At 35.0% G+C, this 5073-nt stretch carries 6 protein-coding genes; 4 read left to right on the top strand and 2 right to left on the bottom strand.

Going from position 1 to position 5073, the window contains the following annotated elements:
• The first annotated feature begins 249 nt into the window (after positions 1-249).
• On the top strand, positions 250-489 hold the full coding sequence (locus F947_RS13785; RefSeq protein ID WP_004977122.1) for an HTH-like domain-containing protein: 240 nt from the start codon (positions 250-252) through the stop codon (positions 487-489).
• A gap of 32 nt (positions 490-521) precedes the next feature.
• On the top strand, positions 522-1730 hold the full coding sequence (locus tag F947_RS13790; protein ID WP_004977123.1) for a DNA cytosine methyltransferase: 1209 nt from the start codon (positions 522-524) through the stop codon (positions 1728-1730).
• A gap of 51 nt (positions 1731-1781) precedes the next feature.
• On the opposite strand, the gene F947_RS13795 is transcribed toward F947_RS13790, so the two are convergent.
• The gene (locus F947_RS13795) at positions 1782-2819 is read right to left on the bottom strand and encodes a hypothetical protein (RefSeq protein WP_004977124.1); all 1038 of its coding nucleotides are present in this window, start codon (positions 2817-2819) and stop codon (positions 1782-1784) included.
• Positions 2820-3041: 222 nt separating this feature from the next.
• Here F947_RS13795 and F947_RS14770 point away from each other — a divergent pair, with 222 nt between their 5' ends.
• Positions 3042-3194 (top strand): hypothetical protein, encoded by a 153-nt coding sequence (locus F947_RS14770; protein WP_004977125.1) that lies wholly within the window; start codon positions 3042-3044, stop codon positions 3192-3194.
• On the opposite strand, the gene F947_RS13800 is transcribed toward F947_RS14770, so the two are convergent.
• A complete protein-coding gene (locus F947_RS13800; RefSeq protein ID WP_026438538.1) occupies positions 3180-3440 on the bottom strand; it encodes a hypothetical protein in 261 nt (86 codons plus the stop codon). The two genes, F947_RS14770 and F947_RS13800, sit on opposite strands and share 15 nt — an antisense overlap.
• 217 nt (positions 3441-3657) lie before the next feature.
• Between F947_RS13800 and mobQ the strand changes: the two genes are divergently transcribed.
• Positions 3658-5031: a MobQ family relaxase gene (gene mobQ / locus F947_RS13805; RefSeq protein ID WP_004977133.1), complete on the top strand. Its 1374-nt coding sequence runs from the start codon at positions 3658-3660 to the stop codon at positions 5029-5031.
• Positions 5032-5073: the final 42 nt, after the last annotated feature.

Here is a 5073-nt window from a genome sequence, read left to right on the forward strand (position 1 = left end):
AAATGCCCAAAAAGCCGATTTTGAAACAAGTCGGCTTTTTTATGAGCGGTTTTGATATTTTTTGCCAACACTTTTGCTCAAAAAACACTCAAAAACAAGAATCACATACACTCTATAAGGCTTTCAGCCTAAAAACAATCCACAATTTTTGCGGATAAACCTTGGGGTAAGTTTGTGATGTTACAGCTTGATTATATAATCTATATAAATTATATTATTTATATAGATTATATAATCAAGAGATCTCTTGTGACACACGATGAAATTTTTAAATGTATTGTTGATGCTGTAAATGATGCTCCTAGGAATAGACAAACAGCAGAACTACATATTCAGATGATTAAATACGCTGATGAGTTGAAATCCATCACATCTAAAGAATTCTGTGAAGAAACAAAACTTCCTATTGGGTATGGCTCTGAATTTAGCAAAATGCGGAATATAACAGAGAGATTAAAGGCTGCTGGTTTAGATGTATCCAAGCTTTAAATTTTATTGATATTTTTACAGAAGAGTCTATTTTGAAAGTTTTATCTTTGTTTTCTGGTTGTGGTGGTATGGATTTAGGTTTAGAGGGTGGATTTCTCGCTCATAAATCTTCCATAAATAATGATATATATGCATCGCATGTTTTAAATCATGATGAAAACTATGTCTACTTAGAGAAAACAGGATTTGAAACTGTTTTTGCCAATGATATTTTGCCGTTTGCAAAACTAGCGTGGTGTAATTTCTTCAAAACTAGAGTAAGCCAACCTGAAAATATTTTTCATCTAGAAAGTATTGTCGATGTTGTCAATAATATTGAAAACAAAAAATTTTCATTTCCTAACGATATTGATGTTGTGACTGGTGGATTCCCATGTCAGGACTTTAGCTTTGCAGGTAAAAGAAAAGGTTTTGAATCACATAAAGATCACAATGGCGTTATCTATAATGAACCAACTGAAGCAACGCGTGGTCAATTGTATCTGTGGTTAAAAAAAGTTGTTGAGATGACTAAACCTAAAGTCTTTATTGCTGAAAATGTTAAAGGTTTAGTCACGCTAGGTGATGTCAAAGAAATAATTCAAAATGATTTTCGTAATATTGATGATGGATACATTGTCTTAGATGCACAAATCTTAAATGCTAAAGACTATGGTGTAGCTCAAAATAGAGAGCGAGTCATTTTTATTGGTATTTCTAAACGTTATGCCAGCCCAGAGATGCTGGAAAGTTTACTAACTTTACAAGATCAGTCTGAGGTTTATCCATATCCACCGAAGACACACGGTTTAGAAAATGGATTAAAACCCTATGCCACATTAAATCAAATTTTGGCACATCTACCAGAGCCTGAATTAGCAAGTACAGATAAAAGCCAACAATCCTATTCTAAAGCAAAACTTTTCAGAAAAACTCAAGGAAATATTGAAGTTAACATGGATGGTCAAGCTCCAACTATTAGAGCAGAACATCATGGAAACATTGAGTTTCGAAGATTGTCTCAAGAAAATGGCGGAAGAAATTCAGCTGAATTTCATTTACCACAAAGACGCTTAACGGTTCGTGAATGTGCCTTAATTCAAAGTTTTCCACCCGATTACGAATTTGTATTCCACCATGGAAAGTACAACTCTGTATCAGCATCATCAGCATACAAAATTATTGGTAATGCTGTTCCACCATTGTTAGGCTTTGCAATAGGTAAACACCTTAGTGAAATATGGCCAAAATTGTTTAAATAATTATTAATTACTGAACCATAGTTATTTAATTTAACTATGGTTCTTCTTAATTTAGACCTTTTCTTTTATACCATTTAGTATAGATTCTCGTACACATACTACTTCTATTGTGCTCTCTAAAGCTCTTGCAATTTCTCGAAACCATGTACTTCTAATTTGCTGAATATTTTCAGTTTCGTATACCTGTTTCATTTCTATTGTAGGTACATTACTTAATAATTTATTAATAATATCAAGATAATCTTCATTCAGAAGCAATGAGTATTTTTGAGGGACTTTGTGTCCACAAACATAGAATTGCCCTCCAGCCGTAAAATTATCTCTCATTGAGTTACTAATTATATTCCGACCTAAAAAGAACAAATTAGAATTATCGTAGATAGTTTTTGTCGATCCAAAAAGATCAAATGGATATAGAATTATTGCTTCAGAGATTAGTTCTATTTTTTCTTCACTTGTAAGCCTATTAAAAAACTTCCACTCCAACTCTTGATAAGTTTCAGAATTACGCTCGCTCTCATCATCACTGAGAAACCAAAATTTAGTATTTGATCTTTTAGCTTTATCTTTAAAATAATTTTTAAATATCTCAAAGGGTGTTGTGGTAGCGCAAACCTCTTCATAACTTGTATTCAGTTGAGTAAAAATATCTGTTCCATCCTTCAGATCCATATCAATTAAATACCTTGGAGAGTGTGTAACAGCAACACTTTTGACACATTTTGAGAATTCTTTTATTTTTATATTTACTTGATTATTGATGTTTTTTCCAAACAAAATAAAAATTTCATCTAACCCTGGAACTTTAGTAGATTCATTAATACTTCCTCCTAAAGTTTCCCAGTTCTTCGATTTACTACTTTTAACCTCTATACCAAACTTCCCATCATGTGTAGTTATAATTACATCGGGAAATTTATGAGCGTTTTCATCATATTCAACAATCCAACCATAATAATTTGTATCATTTTGAATGATATCCATGGCACACCTTGCAGTCAGTATTTCTAGGTGCTTCCATGTGTCAAATGTCTGATAATTTTCCAATTTTTGCTTTAAAAAAAATAAAAATTGATTAATTTTTTCCATTACTAATAACCTTATGAAATAAAAGCATAAAGTTATACTCTGATTGTAACGAAATCACATATTTTTATTTAACATAAAACCTCTTATACGCAGTTCTGTTCCTTTGCTTGGATTTCTACATAATAAGGGCTTTTGTAGGATAAAAAATCTAAAAATACTATTATATTCAAACAATTTCAGAAAAAAATAGAGACATTCTTTTAGAGCAACGGAGAAAATTTCATGGAAAAGACCGAAAGTATTTTAGAAGCCCGAAACAGAATCATTCAGGCTCAAAGAGAAGCAGCGAAAAACCCTGATCACCCGATTAATGATGGGCTTAAAGCACACTTTGAAGAGAGGAAACAAAAGCTGGCAGCATTAAAGTCCAAATAGTTTTCTGTCACGATCTTCGGTCAAATACTGGTTCAGGCCAGCGAGTATTTTTTGTTTCTGCGCTTCATCTTCCATTTGTTTCATCAAGAAAGAACCCAGTAAAATTTTACGTCTAGTGTCGTCCTTTCTTTCTTGTGCTTTTTGTTTTGCCTTTTCTCTTGCTAAAGCAGCCTGTTTTTGCGCTTTTAACTGGTTTAACTTCTCTTGTTGTTTTGCAATTTTCTGATCTAAAGATTCAATAACCATTTTGATTCCAAAGCCTTTTAAAAAACCATTAGAGCATAGGATACCTGCCATTGAGATTCAATGCCTTCCTAAGCTATAATGGTTTTCCCGAAGGGCGCACTTTCCCAAACTAATTTCATTAAGTTTGGAGTGCGAAAGGTGATACCCCCTTAACCCCCATAAAAGCAGATTTGTTTTTATTGTTGTTTTGGTTGTTGGAAAAAAGACAAAAGAGAAAATGGCGATTTATCACTTTTCAGTTAAAAACGTAAGTAGAGCAGATGGGCGGAGTGCCGTAGCTGCTGCTGCCTATCGTTCAGGCGAAAAGTTGATAGATGAAAGACAAGGGAAAGAACAGGATTACACGAAAAAAACAGGTGTGGAGTTTTCAAAAATCTATGCCCCTGCAGGAACGAACCCCGAATTACTAGACCGCAACCAACTTTGGAACACTGTAGAGAAAGTCGAGAATCGCAAAAATTCACAGCTTGCTAGAGAATTTGAAATTGCATTCCCTCACGAACTCAACAAACAGGAACGGCAAGAGCTACTAGACGACCTATGCCAGGAAATTATCAAGCGTCATGGCGTTGTCGTGGATGCAGCCATTCACGCCCCACACACGGAAAGCGGTAGCGATAAGCGCAACTATCACGCTCATATTTTACTAACCACTCGCAGCATTGACGAACAGGGCAATTTAGGCAAAAAAACGAGAGAGTTTAACGATCACGGCAAGCAACAGGTCGAACACTGGAGAGAAAAGTTTGCAGACCTAACAAACCGCCACCTAGCAAGAACAGGGCATATCTTTGTGGAAGTCGATCACCGCAGCTACAAAGCGCAAGGCTTAGGGCTTGAAGCCACACAGCACGAAGGCAGCAAAGTTACACAACTTCGCAGACAGGGCATAGATACTGAAATCAGCCTGAAAAACGATGCTATTAAGGCTAAAAATGCTGAAAAACTGGCAAATGAGCAATTAATTAAAGGGCTAGATCAAGAAATCATTTTGGCCGATAAGATTTTAAGCGACCTAGAGAGCCTAAAACACCCACAAAGAGAGCTTGAGCAATCAGGACAAGCAAACGTACATATTGAGCCTAAAAACGCCTTAGAACGCAAAATAGAGCCATCTAGCCCTATTCTCAAACTTAGTCAGCCCGAAAAAAAACAGGCTATTGCCGATTTTAATGCTCGTGTTTCAAAGTTGGCCAAAGAAATTTTTGAGAATGATTTAAGAGAAATTTTAGAAAAAACACAAGAATGCAAAGAATTAAGCTCAAAACTTCTTACTAAGATTGAAGTACATAAGCAAAACAAGCCATTAAACCCTTTCAAAATTGGGACTTGGAAAAAAGAACTTTCAGAAATGGTGAACCTGCATAACAACAACATCAAAGTAAAATGGGAAAACTTGCTACTTGAGTACAAGAGCAAGGAAAATCTAGGTGCTAACTACACTTATTACGAAAAAGCACATACTCAACTTTTCAAACAGAACCAAGACGAATACAAGAAAATTCAGGAGTTTCAAAAAGAAATTGCTGAAAATGAGCGACAAGAATCAATTAACAAAGCTGCAAGTCGCCAAAACAACAAAGAGCGTTGACATACTCCGTACTAAACCGGTGATTTAATGGGGAGCATGTCA

Origin of the sequence: Acinetobacter towneri DSM 14962 = CIP 107472 (assembly GCF_000368785.1) — a bacterium.
Lineage (GTDB): Bacteria > Pseudomonadota > Gammaproteobacteria > Pseudomonadales > Moraxellaceae > Acinetobacter > Acinetobacter towneri.

Coding starts and splice junctions, on each gene's coding strand:
- F947_RS13795 (WP_004977124.1), bottom strand. CDS start 2,819: ATGGAAAAAATTAATCAATTTTTATTTTTTTTAAAGCAAAAATTGGAA.
- mobQ (WP_004977133.1), top strand. CDS start 3,658: ATGGCGATTTATCACTTTTCAGTTAAAAACGTAAGTAGAGCAGATGGG.
- F947_RS14770 (WP_004977125.1), top strand. CDS start 3,042: ATGGAAAAGACCGAAAGTATTTTAGAAGCCCGAAACAGAATCATTCAG.
- F947_RS13800 (WP_026438538.1), bottom strand. CDS start 3,440: ATGGTTATTGAATCTTTAGATCAGAAAATTGCAAAACAACAAGAGAAG.